Below are 17,100 nucleotides of genomic sequence, written 5' to 3' on the forward strand. Positions count from 1 at the left end.
ATACCATTTCACCAAAACTCTGATACATATAGAAGCCAGTAGGGGCACGGCATTGCCGTGCCCCTACCAACGTATTTGTATCATACTTAAAGTGAAACGGTATTACTCCTTACTCTCCTCCAACCCCAGACCAAACGGTGAGAGGTTTTCCTATTTGCTTGTAAAGTAAACGGCTCTTGCGTACTTAGCGTGCTAAATTGATAGGATAATGCCAAGAAAGTAAAGCTCTAATCTCAAAATTACGAAAGTTTCTAAATCCAAATCCACTTCGCTTTATTAACTTCAGTTTATTATTTATTCCTTCTACTACTCCACTGGTAGTCCTTCGTTCAAAATATCCGACTATTTCTCCAAACCACCGTTTAATTGTCTGCACACTTCTTTGATAATATGGTTCAGCTTTTTTTAACCAATTGATTAATTCTAGCGTTCCCGTTACCACATTTTTATTGTCTTCAAATAAATTGTGAAAATCTTCTTTTAATGAATGCATTCTAGCTATTAAAGGAGAAGCTTGTTTAATTCTATTTAATTTATCTTTTTGCTTTTCGGTGAGCTTATTCTCGGCTTTTAGAATTGTAAATTTATTTCCTTTTAAACTTTCAAATACTTTTTTTCTTTCCGGGGCATTTAACTCAGATGCTATTTTATTTTCTGCTATCCTAGCTCGATTTAATTCTTCATGTACTAATTTAGTAACATGGAACCTATCTACCGTTACAAGGGCGTTTGGACAAATCTTCTCAATTAAAGATTTATAATTGCCTGTCATATCAATACTTACTTCTTCTATTTGTGACAAAACTTTTTCTCCCCACATTCTCATGGTTTTTTTGATTTCAATTTGTTTTCTTTCTTTTACTAAACCTATCAATTTACCTGAATCTATATCTACTAGCACGACAATAAATTTTCCTTGTCCTTTGACCAAACTAATTTCATCTATTCCTAATCTTCTTAAATCTTTGACATCTATTGGCATCACATTTTTAGCTACATCTTCAAGCATTGATATGACTTATTCATTAGTTAGTCCATTATTTCTTGCCACATTACTTACATTACTATTAATCACTTGTTTGATAATATATTCCGCATATCGGTATGTATACCTCTTTCTTGCTCCTAGAAAATCTAGCTTTTCATTAAATGTTTTTCGGCATTTTTTACACTTGAATCTTCGTCTATTGACATTCAGTATTACTTCAAAATCCCCCATCGGTAAATCTTTCACTAAACATTTTTGATTTTGATGTAAATGTCTTGAGTTTTGACCACAGTGTGGGCACGATGCACTTTTCGCTTTTTTACCTACTGATAGAATTAGGACTTGACCCTCTTGTAGGCTTGATTCTACTAATACTTCAGGCAAATTTAGGAGTTGAGTCATTATTCGTTTCATAATTTATTTTATTAAACATTATTAAAAAATATCTTAACATTTTAGCACGCTAAGTACCCAAGAACCCAAATTGGCAGACCTAATCGAGGCGAATATTGATGAGTTAGCGCGCCTGGAAACTTTAGATAATGGTAAACCACTGCAAGATTCTTTAGGTGATTTAGGATTAGTTATTGGCTGCTATCGCTACTATGCTGGCTGGGCTGATAAGGTACAGGGTAAAACTATTCCCATTAACGGGCCTTACTTCTGTTATACGCGCCATGAACCTGTGGGTGTGGTTGGTCAGATTATCCCGTGGAATTTCCCCTTATTGATGCAGGCTTGGAAGCTAGCACCAGCTTTAGCAACAGGTAATACTGTGGTGATGAAAACGGCTGAACAGACGCCTTTGTCAGCCCTGCGGGTGGGTGAGTTAATTATTGAGGCTGGTTTCCCCCCTGGTGTGGTGAATATTTTATCAGGATATGGCCCAACAGCTGGGGCGGCGATCGCTCGTCACATGGATATTGACAAAGTGGCTTTTACTGGTTCGACTGAGGTCGGACATCTGATTATGGAAGCCGCTGCTAAAAGTAACCTCAAGCGTGTCACTTTAGAACTTGGTGGTAAGAGTCCCAATATTGTCTTTGCTGATGCTGATATCGATGCGGCAATTACAGGTGCATACGATGGGATATTCTTTAACCAAGGTCAGTGCTGCTGCGCGGGTTCGCGGTTGTTCGTTGAGGAAAAATTCTATGACGATTTTGTTGCTAAGGTAGTAGAACGAACTAAGCAGCGCGTTGTTGGCAATCCTTTTGATCCCGAGACGGAACAAGGTCCCCAGGTAGATCAAGACCAATTTGATAGGGTGATGAGTTATATAGAGTCCGGGATACGGGAAGGTGCCCAGATGCTATCTGGAGGTAATCGGGTTGGGGAACGTGGTTTCTTCATTGCACCGACAGTCTTTGCCGATGTCCAGGACAATATGAAAATTGCCCAAGAAGAAATCTTCGGTCCGGTGATCAGCATCATCAAATTTAAAGACATTGATGAGGTGATTCAACGAGCGAATGCCACAATGTACGGACTCGCCGCCGCTGTCTGGACTCAGGATATCACAAAAGCCCACGCGATCGCTAACAATGTCCGCGCTGGTACTATTTGGGTAAACTGCTACGACGTATTCGACGCCGCTGCACCCTTCGGCGGATTTAAGCAATCGGGTATTGGTCGGGAACTCGGTGAGTATGGCTTGCAGCAATATACTGAAGTCAAAACTGTGACAATTAAGTTGTAAATACCTGCATATTCCAATGACTGACGAATGACTTTGGACAATTGATAGTAGGGGCGCAAGGCCTTGCGCCCCTACCATATTAAAATCACAGCGACATTTTATAAGTCAGTTTTGTATTGATATAAGCACAAATCTTTTCTGGCGTCTACATCAAACTTCAAACCAATCTCACTTTCACCAATTATTTCTACCTGGTCTTTATCAAGATCTTTTCCGTCCTCAGTTGTCTTAATACTCTCAATTTTTACCAACTGACAGTAAGCAAGCTTTTCGTTTACCAAATAAATGCTTTCTCCTACGGATAACATAGTTTTTTCAACCTTTGCAACTCCAGCTTTAGGACTCTTAAACCATTCTGTAATGCGACCTATATCCCTAAGCTCATCTATTGATTTTTTCCGCTCAATCACCTTATAAGTTACCAACTCCGCAAGTGCTTGACACAAAGTCTCAATAAAATCGCACAGTTCTATCAAAGCACTAGAACTAAGGAAATCGTCTATGACTGCTCCGTGAGCAGCGTCATTACGATAACTAATTAATTCATTCAATTCTCCTTCCGCAGTGTTTTCATTTGCCCTAATTTCTTTGACAAAATACTGCATCGCTCTATGCTTTTCAACCCATATCCAAGCATTTGGTATACCAGCATCAGCCAATAATTTATCTAAAGTGTCTTTGCGTAAATTTTCTTCATGTAGGAGAAATGCATCTCGCAATAACTCATATTCTTGTTTACCAATACTTCCATTAAATAACCCGCGAATAACTTCTTCAATAGATAGGTGTTTATATCTATTTTTATTCAAATCAAGCAACAATCTGCCCACCCCTCTCTGGTGAGTATTTCGGATTTTTTCTTCCAGGTCTAAATAGTTTGGAAATAATCCTGGTAGAAGTAATAACCAATCGCTCACTAAGTCTTCAACAAAACGCTCATAAATAGCATATAGTCGTGTGACTACAGCACAGTGATCATACACTCGCCACTCTCTTACTTTAGGGATATCTTGCATTAAAGTATTCAGGATGAATTTCGTCTCTTCTTGCCATTGATACTTTGTTAAAGCACTAGATCCAAAAGCAATTTCTCTCAGCCTATCGTTGGTTTTAATAATGGAACGGATAGCAGAGATATTACCCGCCGCTGTCAAGAGAAGATTTTGAAACATCGCTGTTTACTCGGCGATGATTTGCGAGAGCATATTATCGAACTGTTGGATTCGCTCCTGAATATCCGTCTTAGTTTTTCCACCACCTGTAAATAGTTTTGAAGTATCTTGTCTAAACAGCCTCTGTGTTTCCTCAATTATTCGTGACTGTCGCCCAACTAAAATATCCTTATTTGCCAATTGTCTACTAAATCCAACCATAACAGCATCATAATAAGCTTTATAAGATTTATCTTTCCAGGTGTCTGCATGAGGATCAAAAGGTTTAAATAATTTCTCTGCGTAGACTTGGTGTGCTAAATTTATAGTCTGAATAAAAATATTCTTCAGTATATCAATATCTTCATCTGAAAACTTGAGACTTTTTACCATATAGAGGTCAAGAAATCCTTCCATACCCCTACGAAAATCCTCCACATGGCGTAATGCAAAAAAGCGAAGAACTAATTCCACATCTTCCATCTTTTTATATAGGTTATTTTCAGCAATTTCTTCATTATTTCCTATGGGAATTCCCCAAGCTTCTGCAAAAATGGAATTAGTTGTCAAGTCCAGTAATAGTTGATTAAACTTACCATAATATAAACAGTTACGTACCTCCTGCCGACTTAGAGCGACACCACCAGTATTCAGACGCTCAAATGCAAGTTGCTTTAAAAGAAACTCCTCATCAAGATTTGATTTTGACTCTGTAATCAGAACTATAGATGAGATAGAGCGACGATCAATCCCGGCTTTAATTTTCGTAGGAAGCGTAGCATAGGTACGTCCATTAAGTTCTGTCCAGAGTTCGAGTCCTGTTAATTTAAGACGGTTTTCATAAAAATCCCGCAAAGCGGTAATTCTTTGTTGACCATCCATTACTTCATAAAAATTAAACTCTTTTTCGTAAAGAATGATTGGCGGAACAGGAATGTTGATCAAAAAAGATTCGATCAATCGCGATTGCTTCTTTGTATCCCATCGATCTCTTCTTTGGTAAAAAGGGCGAACATCCATATACCCAGGCTTCTTTAATGCTTCAACAAAGCTTGGTAGCTTTTCTCGATTCATCTCAGTGAGTATTCTTTGCTCCCCAGATTCATACTTAGCGTTGATATCATTATCAGACATTTGGATGCGGTTTGCAGAGGGTGATTCTTCCCACATCCTGGTTTCAGTTGGTGCTAGTTGCATTTACTACATCCTCGACAAAAGTAGCATAGTGAAACATAATAAAATCTGCTGAATATAGCCTAGCGCTTTCCTGATCGTAAATGTAAACTCTCTGGTTTAATCGACACAAGCCTTTTGACCTTGTGGTTTTTTGAACTTACTCCCCCTAGACTCGGTAATAACGTTGATCCCTCCGCCTACAGATAATATCCGAAGACCTTAATCGTAAGTCCCCAAGTACAAATACATAAAAAACCTCCAGATTTCATGAAATTATCAAAAAGTTGTGCCGATTCCTACAGGCAAGCGGATAATTTTTTGGTTAAGCTAAAAGCGCTATGATTAAGGAATATTAAGCGTCTTATGCACTGGTTGTTATCTGGGCCGTTGAGTACAGAGACGTTGACGGTTAAGATTGCAGGTTTGCCCACGTCTCTACAAGGTAAGAAGCTGGTGCAGATGTCTGATTTTCATTATGATGGTTTCGGCTTGTCAGAAGAGATGTTAGAACAAGCGATCGCCGTTAGCAATCAAGCTAATCCAGATTTAGTTCTACTGACCGGGGACTACGTAACCACAACTCCTGAACCGATTTACAGGTTAGTGCTGCGACTCAAAAATCTTCAAAGTCGCGCTGGTATCTATGCTGTGCTGGGGAACCACGATATATGTTACAGAAGCTCAAAAGCAGTAATTACAGAAGCTTTGACGAGAATTGGAGTTCACGTTCTTTGGAATCAAATCGCCTATCCACTAGGAAATGAATTACCATTGGTGGGACTAGCGGATGTGCGCTCACAAGAATTCAATCCTGCGCCCGTGATGAACCAGCTAGACCCCACCACACCCCGAATTGTGTTATCTCACAACCCTGAGACTGCAAAGATATTGCAAACATGGCGAGTTGATTTGCAATTATCTGGTCATACCCACGGGGGCCAAATCGTCATCCCCGGAATCGGTCCTGCGGTGCTTTGTTACAAAAAGATTGTGAAAAAAATACCCAGAACGATCAGGTATTTGCTTCCCTGTTTAATCAGACAGTACGCTCTAACTCGCAATTGGGAATGGTCACAGGGTTTATATCAAGTCGGACAAAATCAACTATATGTCAATCGTGGCTTGGGAACTTATTCCCCAGGACGTTTATTTTGCCCACCAGAAGTCACTATCATTACCCTAGAAATACAGTAGTCTAGCATGATATTCAACACAAGTTGATAATTTAATTTTAATTTAATGACATAAGTTATTGTAGAAACGCAAGATACATTTTGATTTTTGGTAAGCTGAAAGCGCTGCTATGAGGAGTGTCTGTTGCGCTATGCATTGGTTATTTACGGGACATTTAAGAGTAGATAAAATCACGGTTAAGATTGCAGATTTACCTGCGTCTTTGCAAGGTACAAAGTTAGTACAACTATCAGATTTTCATTACGATGGTGTGCGGCTGTCAGAAGATATGTTAAAACAGGCGATCGCATTTAGTAACGAAGCTGAACCTGATTTAGTTCTATTAACAGGCGACTATGTAACCGACGATCCCAGCCCAATACATCAACTGGCACACCGACTCAAGCATCTGGAAAGCCGCTGTGGTATTTATGCTGTACTCGGCAATCACGATATATATTACGGACACTCCAAAGCAGAAGTTACAGGCGCGTTTACTAACATTGGGGTTCATGTGCTTTGGAATGAAATCGCCTATCCACTAGGAAAAGAATTACCATTGGTAGGACTAGCTGATTATTGGTCCCAAGAATTTAACCCCGCACCAGTGATGAAGCAACTAGACTCCGCCACACCCAGGATTGTATTATCCCACAACCCAGACACAGCCAAGATATTGCAAAAATGGCGAGTAGATTTGCAGCTATCTGGCCATACCCACGGAGGTCACATCGTCATTCCAGGGATTGGCCCTGCGGTACTTTATTATAAAAGATTCCTGAAAAAACTTCCCATAAAACTGCGGCGTTGGGTGCCATTTCTCCTAGGAGACTCTTACAAAGTCGTCCGATATTGGGAATGGTCCCAGGGGTTTCATAATGTAGAAAACAACCAATTATATGTCAATCGCGGCTTAGGAACTTATCGACCAGGACGCCTATTTTGCCCACCTGAAGTTACTGTCATTACCTTAATTTAGGCAAGGGTCAAGGGTCAAGGGTCAAGGGTCAAGGGTCAAGAGTCAAGGGTCAAGGGTCAAGAGTAGTTACAAATGACAACTGACAAATGACAAATGACAAATGACAAATGACAAATGACAACTGACAACTGACAAATGACAAATGACAAATGACAACTGACAACTGACAACTAACCTTAAAACTTAAACCGCCTCAAGCTACGATGGATACATATCAGCAGCTTTTGGCGGTTTATAAAATCTGTAATTTGAGAAAATTGGAGAAATCAGAGGAAATTAACTCAACTAATGTGGATGATCTTCGCAACCGTTATCTTGGGAACTACGCATCCTGGATTCCCACTAGGCAGGCATCTTTGGCTGTGTATTCTATCACCTCCACAAGAACTCAATAGAATCTAAGGCGAAAACACGTACAATGGATGCGACAAATCAGCAGTGGTTGCGATGTACATTAGAGCAGGAGGTACAGGCTGCTACATAAAATCTGGACAAATCCAGACATTACTTGACGTTTCAACGGGAGCATGGGAGCGACTATCCCTTAACGTCCAGACACGCTAAAGCCTGACGTGCATATTTTTCGAGATTTTTAGACGCATTTAAATCTCGATTTGGAATGAACTTTTAACCTTTTCGTACCTTGCTCTTAATCTAGCATCATTTATTTGCGGCTGAACAATATATTTACGAAACTTTATTATCATTAATTTGTTGCAATAATATCGAACTACGCCCAAAACCCTGATTTGCCCGTGCGATGAGGAGTCGGATTTGTGAAAAAATGTGACACTCCTACACCAATTGCAAGCAATGTGGTGTAGGCTTCCGAGTCCTGTTAAGGATATCAGGAACTTCTTTCCCTGCGGGACGCTACGCGAATGTGGTACTCCATTTTTCCCACTACAGCATTTTATAGTGAGGTACGTGCCCTGCCCCACTCTTGGTCTTAAAAAAAATTCCAAGTTCAACCTAGTTTCCTTGAAAATTTTACTTACAGGAGGCAGCAACGCATACACGATTGCATTTCCCTATAAAACCCCATATTTTCAGTTTTCTTGGTACTATGTTAGACCAGCATTTTAGGCTTTGTCGTCACTGATATATTCTAGCAAGAAGTGATTACCTATCTCAAGATATTGATAAAAACTCAACTGCCCTCTAATTGTTTTTTACCGCAGGTAAAACAGATTAGAGGGCGTCTCGTTTTTATCCCGTCATTCATCCCACACCAACTTCGGGTATGGTGTGGGGCTTCTGCCGGGTTAAGCTAAATATCTGTAGGCTAGGCTAGGCAATGCCAAGCAAAAGCTAGATGTAGTCAGCATAGCCATACTACGTATATTTCAAAAATCTATGGTTAGTATTCCCAAAAATTTCCTAAACACAACCCAAACGCCCCATGCTGGTTATCACTGGGATGGTAGTAACCGCCGCTTCTTTGAAGGGTGGTATTACCGCGTGACTTTACCTGACTGTGGTCAAACCTTTGCTTTCATGTACTCTATCGAAGACCCTATCGGCGGTAAACCCCACAGCGGGGGTGCAGCCCAAATCCTCGGACCGGATGATGAGTATTTATGCCGGACTTTTCCAGATGTGCAGAAATTTTGGGCTAGTCGCGATGTCTTAGGTTTGGGTCATTGGGGCAAAACAAACCTAGCCACCCCACCATTATATCTCCTACCTGTAGAGTTTGAACGTCATATTCAACAAGGCTATCAAGCTACAGCTACGTTGAATCAGGGAGTGATTGCTGATCCTGCTAGTGGTAATTATTGCCGTTGGGAGTACGAAATTCAACCAGTGTACGCCTGGGGTAATCAAAATAGCCTACAGCAGTCAACCGCTGGCTGGCTGTCGTTTTTACAGCTTTTTGAACCCGGTTGGCAAATTTTAATGGCTCACGGTTTGGCTAGTGGCTGGATTGACTGGAATGGTAAAATTTATGAATTCACCAACGCCCCGGCTTATAGTGAGAAAAATTGGGGCGGCGCTTTTCCTCAAAAATGGTTTTGGCTCAATTGTAATAGCTTCGTCAGCGTTCCCGATTTAGCATTAACCGCCGGCGGTGGACGGCGTGGTGTACTGTGGTGGATGGAATCAGTAGCGATGATTGGTTTGCACTATCAAGGTAAGTTTTATGAATTCGTCCCCTGGAACTCACAAGTTGATTGGGATATTCAGCCTTGGGGTAGATGGCAAATGCGAGCTTGTAACTTAGAATATGAGGTTGAATTAACAGGAACTACCCATCTACCGGGTACACCCCTACGTGCGCCGATGGTAAATGGTTTAAATTTCTGTTGTCGAGACAGTATGCAAGGTGAGTTAAATTTAGAGTTACGAAAACGAAGTGGACAAAAATCCGCAATAATCCTGAAAGCACAAAGTTTTCTTTGTGGATTAGAAGTAGGCGGCGGTTCTTGGGACAATTGTTGGCGATCGCGCTAACAGTACTGCTATGATTGTATATGCTTCGTATTTGGGGCTGTAGCTCAGATGGATAGAGCGAGCGCCTCCTAAGCGCTAGGTCGCCGGTTCGAGCCTGGCCAGTCCCGTCCTTTCAAAACAGTTATCAAAAAACTCGGTCTAAAACCCCGTCGTTCTCCGACGGCTTTATGTATTTTGTGCTAACATAAGACTGTGGTTAATTGGTCGATATCCATGATTGTTTACGAGTTCAAGCTTAAAGGAAAAGACAGGCAATATCAAGCTATAGATGAAGCTATCCGCACATCGCAATTCATCCAAAACAAGTGCTTGCGCTACTGGATGGATAACGAAAAAATAGGAAGATATGATCTGAATAAATACTGTGCGGTATTGGCTGCTGAGTTTCCTTTTGCTGATGAACTCAACTCAATGGCAAGGCAATCTGCTGCTGAACGCACTTGGAGCGCAATAGCTCGGTTTTACGATAATTGCAAGAAGAAGACTAAGGGCAAGAAAGGGTTTCCCAAATTCAAGAAAAACTGCCGATCAGTTGAATACAAGTCATCTGGATGGAAGCTTTCTGAAAATAGGAAGGCTATAACTTTTTCAGACAAGAAAGGTATTGGAACCCTGAAGCTAAAGGGAACATACGACCTTGGTTACTATGACATTAAACAGATTAAGCGAGTGCGATTGGTGCGTCGTGCTGATGGGTATTACGCCCAGTTTGCAATAGACATTGATGTTAAGGTAGAAAGTCAACCTACTAATCAGATTGTCGGTATTGACTTGGGATTGAAGTACTTTATTGCTGACAACAAAGGTAATGTAGAGCCTTCACCCCAGTTCTACCGTAAGTCGGAAAAACAGTTAAGCCGAGCTAATCGCAAAAAATCTCAGAAGTTCAGCAAGGATAGAAAAAAAGCCAAACAACGACAATCAAACAATTACCACAAAGCTAGAAATAGATATGCCCGTAAACATTTAAGGGTAAGTAGGCAGCGAAAAGAGTATTGCAAGAGATTAGCATACTCCGTCATCCAATCTAACGATTTGGTAGCCTATGAAGATTTAAATGTGAAAGGGCTGGTACGTAATCGACATTTAGCTAAATCAATATCTGATGCTGGTTGGTATACTTTCCGCAGTTGGTTGGAATATTTTGGTCATAAATATGGGAAGGTAACTGTTGCAGTTCCGCCTCATAACACGAGCCAAAATTGTTCTAACTGTGGTCAGAAAGTAAAAAAATCTCTGTCTACCAGGACTCATGTTTGTCCTCATTGTGGATTTTCAGAAGACAGAGATATCAATGCGGCTATCAACATTTTGAGATTGGGACTCAGTACGGTGGGGCACACCGGAACTTACGCTACAGGAGATTTACCCTCTTGGGCGGTTGGCGCAAGCCTGCTGTCTAACGGCGAGTCAGTGAATGTAGAATCTCCACCCTTATAGGGTGGGGAGTGTCAATCTGGTAGAGAAAATTTTAGTCTCAGCAGACAAAGTAATAGAGCCTTGAATAAGCTATTTTTTACAGGTAAATCTTTGAAATTTATGGCTTTTTCCCTACCGTTGTTCATGTGGTGGGGATACAAAGAAGCGCTAAACCAATTTGTGCAACCGCAAGCTGTATTAGTGCTAGGCGGTTCTACAAAAAATTTAGAGCGAGAGAAATTTACAGCCGAATTTGCGCGTGAAAATCCCAAATTACCCATCTGGATTACTGGGGGTAGTCCACCGAGATCGACGCAACAGGTGTTTGCCAAAGCGGGAGTTGATCCCAAGCGTCTACACCTTGATTACGAGGCAGTGGATACAGTTACAAATTTTACCACGTTGGTAGATGATTTGCAAGCTCGTGGGATCAAGAGTGTTTATTTAATTACTTCAGATTTCCATATGCGCCGTGCTTGTATCATCGCCGATATTGTTTTGGGGAGTCGGGGTATTGAGTTTAAAGCAGTTCCAGTTCCTTCACAAAAACAGGCTGAACCTATCGAAAAATCTCTTCGGGATGGCGCTAGAGCCATAATTTGGGTAGCTACTGGTTACACTGGTGCAGATGAGCCAAAAAAATAACGGTTTTATTCTGTAGGGGCGCAAGGCTTTGCGCCCACAGATGCAAGGCTTTGCGCCCACAGATGCAAGGCTTTGCGCCCACAGATGCAAGGCTTTGCGCCCACAGATGCAAGGCTTTGCGCCCAGAGATAAAGCTTAGGCGGCTGCTATTTCTTGTACCAGAACATAAGGCTGTACAATGAGAGTGTCAAAGCGCTTAGTGGGATTTTCATTCCATTCTCCCAACTGTGCTGGTGTAGGTTTGGCAATTAATTGTGCATTAATCCATTGTTGCACTTCGGGAATATTATCGCTGGCGATCGCTACGCCTACATCTACCAAATTTAGCCCCTTCGTCACCAAAATCACCGCATCCCGTTTGACATGGGGAATTAACCATTCCCACTCGGACTCATCCAGGCTTGCTGTTATTTCTGCTCTTAAATCTGGCATAACTCCCCATTTTTTAGCATCTACACCTGATTTTACCTGAATTCCTGCTCTCTAACTCATGAGTAATGACCAATGACTAAATCTCAGATTTCATTTCCTCAATTTCAAACAGAGATACAATTACACCAGCAATAGGAATAGAGATAAAAACACCTAGTAAACCTGCGACTCTCGCACCTACTAGCAAAGCAAAAAATACAACTACAGGATTAAGATTGAGTGAACCTTGCATAATGCGCGGCGCAATTAAATTGTCTTGTATTTGCTGGAGGACAATGCAAGCTACCAATACTTTTAATGCTAACCAAACATCTTGAGATAATACAATGAAAGTAATGATGCTAACTCCTAATGTCGCTCCTATGCCGGGTATGACATCAAGTATCCCAACTATAGTTGCTAAGAGTAAGGCAAAAGGTACTTTTAATATTAAAAAAATTATTAAGCTGGAATTGGTCAAGAATAAGCTTAATAATAACTGACCTCGAAAAAAGCCGAGAAAGTTTCGTTTCATTATATTTGTAAATCTATCGCGGCGATTACTCGGAATTATTTTTATAATCAAATTCCAAAGTTTTTCGCCATCTAAAAGCATAAAAAAAGCTACTACAGCAATTAATGTAAATGTAATAAAATTAGTTAGAGCTTGTTGTAAAATAGATAAGGCATTGACAACAGTTGATATAGCTTGATTGCGTAATTGCTCTTCAAGAAAACCTAAATCTATTTGAATATTTCGGTTACGCAAAAACTCTTCAAATCTGTCTATTAAAGGTACTAAAGAGTTCAAAAAAACAGTGATAGTATCAATTAACTGTTCTCCTTGAGATAGAACAGCCAAACCCACAGTGATGATGAGACTCCCAAGAATCACAATGCTAAACAAGAAAACCACAAAAACTGCGGCATCATGGGGTAAAAAACGCCGCAGCCATTCTACAGGATAACTGAGTAAAAAAGCCAAAATTGCGGCAAATGTGAAAATCACAATTACCGTTTCAAAGTAAGCTAAAAGTTGTACAATTGCCCAACCTGCAGCAAAGAACACCAAAAAACGGACTAATGCCAGATTATTTAATCGTTGCCAAAAGTTCTTGGCTTCAAAGCCGCTCATATGCTGTAAAGGGAAAGGTGAATAATTGTGAATTGCGCCTAGTGGGTTCCTGTAGTGGCGCAAGGCCTTGCGCCACTACTAAATTCAATTGTTGACCTTAAACTTACAGAAACAGATCACACCTGGCTACCTCCCAAGAGTATATTTTCCAGCTTTGATCAGTTAACGTCCTAAATCATGCATCTCGTTAATTATTGCAGCACACTTTTGTGTCACGGCCTGCAATTCCTCTTTATTAGTAGAACTGGGCGCATCAATCAACTTCCCCATTCTAACAGTGATGGGAACTGCTTGGGGTATCACCAAGCCTTTTTGTAAAATCTTCTCAGTACCCCATAAACTCACTGGTAAAATTGGTACTTTGGCTTTCGCGGCCAGTAAGGTTGCGCCTCTTTTGGGGTCTGTAATTCGACCATCACTAGTGCGAGTACCTTCCAAGAAAACACCCACAGCCCAACCATTCTCAATGCATTCTAAAGCAGAACGAATGGCAGTGCGATCGGCGGTGCCTCGATTGACGGGGTAAGCACCGTAAAATTTAATCACTTGTGCCAGAATTGGGACTTGAAACAACTCTTCTTTAGCCATATACGCCACCGGACGACGTACGCAATTAGAGACAATCAGCGGATCAAAGTAACTAGCATGATTGCTCACTACCACTAATGGGCCAGATTGGGGGACATTTTCAGCACCATCAATCCGAATCCGAAAGTAAGTGTGAAGCATGGGGCTGACAACCGACCACTTCAAAGTGTGATAAACTGTCAGACTAATCAACGGTTCACGGCTTTTACCCACAGAATATAATTCAAATCAGACTAAATTTAGCATAAGCGATCGCCATCACTTTTCATCAAACCGTAGAGACGCGAAACTTCGCGTCTCTAGATAGTTAACTCAACAGTCAACCGTCAACAGTTCCCTTAATCAATTCCCCAATGCTAACGCTTGCTGTCCTTGAGCCGAAGTAGCGTAGCCTAAGAATGCTTGCACTGCAGGGCTAGCAGGGTTTTTATAGACGTAAAATAGTTGACGTTGGTAGGGATAAGCACTTGCATCTGGGGTCAACCCATCAACGGGAACAACTCTTACTGTTTGCTGTGTAGCGACCTGAGCAAAGGTAGCATAGCCTATGCCATCAGTTCCCAAAGCTTGGAGTAGGGGAGTTGTTGCATCCCGTTGCAGTGTGGTAATGTTTGGGGTAGTACCAAAATTAGCCCCCTTCAGCACCAATTCCTGAAACGATTTATTGGTTCCACTAATTACGGGTCTGTTAATTACGCGGATAGTTGCTGATGAGCCACCAACTGCAGACCAATTATTAATTTTTCCCTGAAATATATCTGCGAGTTGGGTGCTAGTTAATCCTTCTTGGAAAGGATTTGCTTTGGTAACGACGACGGCGATCGCATCTGTGGTGACAGGAACCGCTGTCAATCCTTGACCTTGTTCTTGTGCAGTCAAAGGTCGAGATACAGCTGCAAAGTCAACTTTACCAACCAAGAGATCCTGAATTCCCCTGTCGGTACCATTGCCAACTGCTTCTACCCTTGTACCCGGAAATTGTGCCTCAAAACCTCTTTTAAGATTTTGGTTAATGTTCACCATGCTGGTAGCACCATCAATCCTCACAGTGGTGCCACTGGAAACTGAAGTTGGCGCTGAAAAAGCTGGAGCATTATTACCAGTAGGAACAGTACCTGGTTGTGCGATTGGAGTATTTGGTGCTGGGGTTCGCAAGAAAAACCACCAGCAGCCACCAGCCAACAGTAACAAAAATCCCAGGACAAAAACAATGGGAGGTGGTCCGCTTTTCTGACTCATAGTGAATTTATTTACTCTGGTAGTTGTTTAGGACTAGGATTGTTCATTCTCTCCAAACGACGAGCAACTTCGTCGTCTAAAGTCATGTTTTCTATTTCTGCTTGCAGCTTTTCAGCTGGATTTTCAGAAATTTCTGCTAAAGCCTTAGCGCCCATATTCCGACGCTCAACAGCATTTTTAGCGTTTTCAAAGTCACTTTTAGCCGAACCAATGTCAAATTCATTATTGACTTTGGCTATTTGCTCTAGGGCTGCATTGACCTCTGACATATCTTTCATATTTTGCATATCAGCTTTGTAGGCTTCTAACTTCATCCGTTCCCGGTTGAGTTTGTCTTTAGAAGCTTTCACTGCTTGTTCAGCCTGTAGAACCATCTCTTCCAGTTTTGGCAATATTTGCTCTGTTTGGATTACCTTTGTCATTGCCATCCGCGCTGCTTCTTGATTACCACTACGATTAGCAATCCCCGCTTGCTGCTCAAAGGTTTGTAATTCTTTAACTTTTGTCTCGTATTTATTTTTAGCAGTTTTGTAAGAACCTTCTTGCATAGCCACTGCTTGAGCGAGCTTTTGCACGGCTTCTTGCATCGATTCTAGGGATTCTTCGGCAACGGCTACGGCTACCTTTCCGCCAGATTCTACGGGCATTCCCCATAGCCAGTTCCAAGTACCAACTATAGTTCTTCCTGCCCTGTCTCCCATTAACCAGTAAATGGCTTTTTTCATAGTTCCCACTTAAATTTTCAAATGAGTCTGTTGTGTAAGATTTTGGTGTTTTAAGACAATCCACTAATAGTTTTTATCATAATTTACCTTATGATAAAATCTGAGTTTTTCCAAGGTTAAATAGATACATTTCAATAAGATAAATTTCACATTACTTAACAAAGTAAAGAATTGGTTATGTGAAATTTAAATCCTATTTAAGGAACAATTATTAAGGTTGACCTGAAATTAATCAAAGTCTAATTTATCAGACTAAATCATCATCAATTACTCCCTTCCTGTTACAAGATTACCTATCGTCTTTCTGACGTAGTGCTTCATGTTAATACAACAGGCTCCATCGCAGGTTTTATGAAAAATGGTCTTCAAAAGCCATGAAAAAATTTTCCTAAGTCCTAAACCCCAATACTGCGTAGGTTTTGAGCCGCGAAATAAATTTCTAGCTTTTAGCTTAAATCGATTGAAATGGATGAAAGGCAATAAACAATGGGGAAATCACCTGATCCATCCTGTCGTGACCAATCCTCAATTGTTAAAGAAGACACTTGAGAAAAATCTCGATAGCTTCGCGTCACTACGACTGCACCATTCACTAAGGCAATTGCTGCAATTCGCATATCCTTCTGCAATCGCTGTTTCGATAACGTTGGGTTTTCTGTCACCAAGCGCTGAAACATTTCACCTGCTTTCTCATTAAAATCCAACACCCGCACTCGTCCAAAGAGACCAACTGTTCGGTTCAACTTTCCATACAGTCGTACAACATCTTTAACTTCCCTCGCAGCATTAATTCGCACTACCCAACCATTAAACAATTCCTGAACCGTGACAATAGAAATCGCCACCTCTGCTCCCATCTGTGCCACCCGCCGACTCACCTGTGGATGTCGCTCTAATAACAAGGACACATGATCCGTATCTAACACCCAAAGGCTCATATCGTGCTATTTGTATCCAACTCACGCTCACTACGCAGTTCCTGAGCCAGGGAAGCAAAGTCCTCATCTCCCTCAAACATGCCAATAAAATCTGTCCAGGGATTATTTGCAACTTCTAGAGTTAGCACCTCAGTATTAGCTAGTCTAGCTTTCACCTTCTGTTGTACATCTGTGATCGCTTTGTCACGGGTTTCAGCTTCGGCCGCACAATCAGGCAACTCTGGCACTGATGCTATAAAACGCCCCGATGATGCCTCTTCAACCAGAACATGAAGAGACAGCCTATTCAAACTTGTAACGGCGAGAAGATTCATAAACAGCGATACTAAGTTCTCTTTCCCTATAATAATGCTTTCACCACCATAGGGCGTTTTTGACAC

17 protein-coding genes and 1 tRNA gene are annotated in these 17,100 nt (G+C 41.2%); 7 read left to right on the plus strand and 11 right to left on the minus strand.

Annotated features, from left to right (window positions below; genetic code table 11):
• Nucleotides 1-184 precede the first annotated feature (184 nt).
• Together HEQ19_10735 and HEQ19_30875 are read right to left on the minus strand one after the other, a co-directional pair.
• On the minus strand, nt 185-1,009 hold the full coding sequence (locus HEQ19_10735) for an ISL3 family transposase (GenBank protein ID WZI67176.1): 825 nt from the start codon (nt 1,007-1,009) through the stop codon (nt 185-187).
• Between the two features lie 9 nt (nt 1,010-1,018).
• On the minus strand, nt 1,019-1,390 hold the full coding sequence (locus tag HEQ19_30875; protein WZI67177.1) for a transposase family protein: 372 nt from the start codon (nt 1,388-1,390) through the stop codon (nt 1,019-1,021).
• An 82-nt stretch (nt 1,391-1,472) separates the two neighbouring features.
• Between HEQ19_30875 and HEQ19_10740 the strand changes: the two genes are divergently transcribed.
• A complete protein-coding gene (locus HEQ19_10740; GenBank protein ID WYL99924.1) occupies nt 1,473-2,687 on the plus strand; it encodes an aldehyde dehydrogenase family protein in 1,215 nt (404 codons plus the stop codon).
• Between the two features lie 98 nt (nt 2,688-2,785).
• Here HEQ19_10740 and HEQ19_10745 read toward each other — a convergent pair whose 3' ends face one another.
• Both HEQ19_10745 and HEQ19_10750 read right to left on the minus strand, forming a co-directional pair.
• A complete protein-coding gene (locus tag HEQ19_10745; protein WYL99925.1) occupies nt 2,786-3,859 on the minus strand; it encodes an MAE_28990/MAE_18760 family HEPN-like nuclease in 1,074 nt (357 codons plus the stop codon).
• A gap of 6 nt (nt 3,860-3,865) precedes the next feature.
• Nucleotides 3,866-5,035, minus strand: coding sequence for a DUF262 domain-containing protein (locus tag HEQ19_10750; GenBank protein ID WYL99926.1), 1,170 nt, complete (start codon nt 5,033-5,035; stop codon nt 3,866-3,868).
• Between the two features lie 342 nt (nt 5,036-5,377).
• Here HEQ19_10750 and HEQ19_10755 point away from each other — a divergent pair, with 342 nt between their 5' ends.
• The 6 genes from HEQ19_10755 (at nt 5,378) to HEQ19_10780 (ending at nt 11,684) form a co-directional block, all read left to right on the plus strand.
• Nucleotides 5,378-6,208: a metallophosphoesterase gene (locus HEQ19_10755; protein ID WYL99927.1), complete on the plus strand. Its 831-nt coding sequence runs from the start codon at nt 5,378-5,380 to the stop codon at nt 6,206-6,208.
• Nucleotides 6,209-6,338: 130 nt separating this feature from the next.
• Nucleotides 6,339-7,166, plus strand: coding sequence for a metallophosphoesterase (locus HEQ19_10760; GenBank protein ID WYL99928.1), 828 nt, complete (start codon nt 6,339-6,341; stop codon nt 7,164-7,166).
• A 1,356-nt stretch (nt 7,167-8,522) separates the two neighbouring features.
• Nucleotides 8,523-9,620 (plus strand): tocopherol cyclase family protein, encoded by a 1,098-nt coding sequence (locus tag HEQ19_10765; GenBank protein WYL99929.1) that lies wholly within the window; start codon nt 8,523-8,525, stop codon nt 9,618-9,620.
• 33 nt (nt 9,621-9,653) lie between these two features.
• Nucleotides 9,654-9,727: transfer RNA gene (locus tag HEQ19_10770), tRNA-Arg, on the plus strand.
• 106 nt (nt 9,728-9,833) lie between these two features.
• The gene (locus HEQ19_10775) at nt 9,834-11,060 is read left to right on the plus strand and encodes a transposase (protein ID WYM03348.1); all 1,227 of its coding nucleotides are present in this window, start codon (nt 9,834-9,836) and stop codon (nt 11,058-11,060) included.
• Nucleotides 11,061-11,159: 99 nt separating this feature from the next.
• Complete coding sequence (locus HEQ19_10780; protein WYM03349.1) at nt 11,160-11,684, plus strand: YdcF family protein; 525 nt, start codon at nt 11,160-11,162, stop codon at nt 11,682-11,684.
• A 135-nt stretch (nt 11,685-11,819) separates the two neighbouring features.
• On the opposite strand, the gene HEQ19_10785 is transcribed toward HEQ19_10780, so the two are convergent.
• The 7 genes from HEQ19_10785 to HEQ19_10815 all read right to left on the minus strand — a co-directional run bounded on the left by HEQ19_10785 (nt 11,820) and on the right by HEQ19_10815 (nt 17,100).
• Nucleotides 11,820-12,116, minus strand: a complete 297-nt coding sequence (locus HEQ19_10785) for a DUF2288 domain-containing protein (GenBank protein ID WYL99930.1) — start codon at nt 12,114-12,116, stop codon at nt 11,820-11,822.
• 76 nt (nt 12,117-12,192) lie between these two features.
• The gene (locus tag HEQ19_10790; GenBank protein WYL99931.1) at nt 12,193-13,230 is read right to left on the minus strand and encodes an AI-2E family transporter; all 1,038 of its coding nucleotides are present in this window, start codon (nt 13,228-13,230) and stop codon (nt 12,193-12,195) included.
• Nucleotides 13,231-13,392: 162 nt separating this feature from the next.
• Nucleotides 13,393-14,031, minus strand: coding sequence for a lysophospholipid acyltransferase family protein (locus HEQ19_10795; protein ID WYL99932.1), 639 nt, complete (start codon nt 14,029-14,031; stop codon nt 13,393-13,395).
• Nucleotides 14,032-14,160: 129 nt separating this feature from the next.
• The gene (locus HEQ19_10800) at nt 14,161-15,057 is read right to left on the minus strand and encodes a phosphate ABC transporter substrate-binding protein (GenBank protein ID WYL99933.1); all 897 of its coding nucleotides are present in this window, start codon (nt 15,055-15,057) and stop codon (nt 14,161-14,163) included.
• A gap of 11 nt (nt 15,058-15,068) precedes the next feature.
• Nucleotides 15,069-15,782 (minus strand): PspA/IM30 family protein, encoded by a 714-nt coding sequence (locus tag HEQ19_10805; GenBank protein WYL99934.1) that lies wholly within the window; start codon nt 15,780-15,782, stop codon nt 15,069-15,071.
• A 446-nt stretch (nt 15,783-16,228) separates the two neighbouring features.
• Nucleotides 16,229-16,720 carry a type II toxin-antitoxin system VapC family toxin gene (locus HEQ19_10810; GenBank protein ID WYL99935.1) on the minus strand — a complete coding sequence of 164 codons (492 nt, stop codon included), beginning with the start codon at nt 16,718-16,720 and terminating at the stop codon, nt 16,229-16,231.
• Nucleotides 16,717-17,100 carry a type II toxin-antitoxin system HicB family antitoxin gene (locus HEQ19_10815; protein WYM03350.2) on the minus strand — a complete coding sequence of 128 codons (384 nt, stop codon included), beginning with the start codon at nt 17,098-17,100 and terminating at the stop codon, nt 16,717-16,719. Before HEQ19_10815 ends, HEQ19_10810 begins: the two co-directional genes overlap by 4 nt.

The sequence above is a fragment of the Gloeotrichia echinulata CP02 genome (genome assembly GCA_038087035.1).
GTDB classification, from domain to species: domain Bacteria; phylum Cyanobacteriota; class Cyanobacteriia; order Cyanobacteriales; family Nostocaceae; genus Gloeotrichia; species Gloeotrichia echinulata.

What these genes read in the sequence shown, in the direction of transcription:
- HEQ19_10765 (WYL99929.1), top strand. Translation starts at nt 8,523, where the DNA reads ATGGTTAGTATTCCCAAAAATTTCCTAAACACAACCCAAACGCCCCAT.
- HEQ19_10780 (WYM03349.1), top strand. Translation starts at nt 11,160, where the DNA reads ATGGCTTTTTCCCTACCGTTGTTCATGTGGTGGGGATACAAAGAAGCG.
- HEQ19_10735 (WZI67176.1), bottom strand. Translation starts at nt 1,009, where the DNA reads ATGCTTGAAGATGTAGCTAAAAATGTGATGCCAATAGATGTCAAAGAT.
- HEQ19_10760 (WYL99928.1), top strand. Translation starts at nt 6,339, where the DNA reads ATGCATTGGTTATTTACGGGACATTTAAGAGTAGATAAAATCACGGTT.
- HEQ19_10745 (WYL99925.1), bottom strand. Translation starts at nt 3,859, where the DNA reads ATGTTTCAAAATCTTCTCTTGACAGCGGCGGGTAATATCTCTGCTATC.
- HEQ19_10785 (WYL99930.1), bottom strand. Translation starts at nt 12,116, where the DNA reads ATGCCAGATTTAAGAGCAGAAATAACAGCAAGCCTGGATGAGTCCGAG.
- HEQ19_10810 (WYL99935.1), bottom strand. Translation starts at nt 16,720, where the DNA reads ATGAGCCTTTGGGTGTTAGATACGGATCATGTGTCCTTGTTATTAGAG.
- HEQ19_10805 (WYL99934.1), bottom strand. Translation starts at nt 15,782, where the DNA reads ATGAAAAAAGCCATTTACTGGTTAATGGGAGACAGGGCAGGAAGAACT.
- HEQ19_10775 (WYM03348.1), top strand. Translation starts at nt 9,834, where the DNA reads ATGATTGTTTACGAGTTCAAGCTTAAAGGAAAAGACAGGCAATATCAA.
- HEQ19_10750 (WYL99926.1), bottom strand. Translation starts at nt 5,035, where the DNA reads ATGCAACTAGCACCAACTGAAACCAGGATGTGGGAAGAATCACCCTCT.
- HEQ19_10800 (WYL99933.1), bottom strand. Translation starts at nt 15,057, where the DNA reads ATGAGTCAGAAAAGCGGACCACCTCCCATTGTTTTTGTCCTGGGATTT.
- HEQ19_30875 (WZI67177.1), bottom strand. Translation starts at nt 1,390, where the DNA reads ATGACTCAACTCCTAAATTTGCCTGAAGTATTAGTAGAATCAAGCCTA.
- HEQ19_10790 (WYL99931.1), bottom strand. Translation starts at nt 13,230, where the DNA reads ATGAGCGGCTTTGAAGCCAAGAACTTTTGGCAACGATTAAATAATCTG.
- HEQ19_10755 (WYL99927.1), top strand. Translation starts at nt 5,378, where the DNA reads ATGCACTGGTTGTTATCTGGGCCGTTGAGTACAGAGACGTTGACGGTT.